This is a genomic window from Vibrio sp. 10N.222.52.C12 (genome assembly GCF_041474215.1).
In the GTDB taxonomy this organism is placed as follows: Bacteria; Pseudomonadota; Gammaproteobacteria; order Enterobacterales; family Vibrionaceae; genus Vibrio; species Vibrio crassostreae_C.
Genome location: NZ_JBFRTR010000222.1, coordinates 1240 through 2262, shown reverse-complemented (window position 1 = coordinate 2262; position 1023 = coordinate 1240). Strand labels below are relative to the sequence as shown.

Here is a 1023-nt window from a genome sequence, read left to right as displayed (position 1 = left end):
GCCCTAGGGCGCTCTTTTTGCATTTAACCATTAACGTTTTGAGTTATGTTCGAAAGCGTTAGCTCCTGAACTTAAGCTTGTTGCTTGCTTAACTCTGTTGCTTCTTCAGCTTCAAACGCTGGTGCTGTTGGTTCACACTTATCAACGAACCAACCCATGTAAGATGTCACGATAGTCACGATGATACAGATGAAGCTTAACCACATGAACGGTGCGTAAGACAGCGTCGCAACACCAAGAATACTCGCCATGTAGATACCGTTATCACTCCACGGAACCATACCCGACGTTAACGTGCCACCAAACTCAGCATTACGCGATAGGTTCTTACGTTTGTAGCCTAAACGGTCGTAGTTTTTCGCACAGATTTTTGGTGTAAGGATTAACGATACGTACATTGCAGAACCGAATACGTTACCCATGAAAGCCGTACCAATTGTGCTAGTCGCTAGTGAACCTGCGCTGTTTACGCGGCGCTCAAACACCTTAGCGATTGTCTCTAGTACGCCCACTTTATCCAGTAAGCCACCAAAACCTAGACCAAATACGATAACCGCAACTGAACCCAGCATTGAAGACATGCCGCCACGGTTAAGAATCGAATCAATAAACTCTACGCCAGATGAGATTGAGAACGGTGCCCAAGCCGTGTTGAATGCCGTTAGGAAGTCGATATCTTGGATCATGACTGCCCAGATAATACCCAGCAGAGAACCAAAACTGATGACCGGGAATGAAGGCATACGGAAAGCCAACAGACCAAGCACGATAAGTACCGGAACGAATGAGTAAGGCGTGATGTAGAACTGAACTTCCATTGCTTTGATTACAGAGTCTACTTGGCTCATGTCAACGTTGCCCGCGTAGTGGAAACCAAACGCAGTAAACATGATGCCTGTAATCACGTAGCTGATTAACGCAACTGGAAGCATGCCCTTGATGTGTTCAACCACTTCAACACCAGACATTGAAGAAGCCAGAATCACTGAATCAGAAAGAGGAGACATCTTGTCACCGAAGTAA

The 1023-nt window shown here is 45.9% G+C and carries 1 protein-coding gene; it reads right to left on the bottom strand.

What is annotated here, in order from left to right:
• Positions 1–71: 71 nt before the first annotated feature.
• Positions 72–1023: Na+/H+ antiporter NhaC family protein (locus AB4623_RS23915; RefSeq protein ID WP_372147511.1), on the bottom strand; the 952-nt coding region annotated here is incomplete at its 5' end.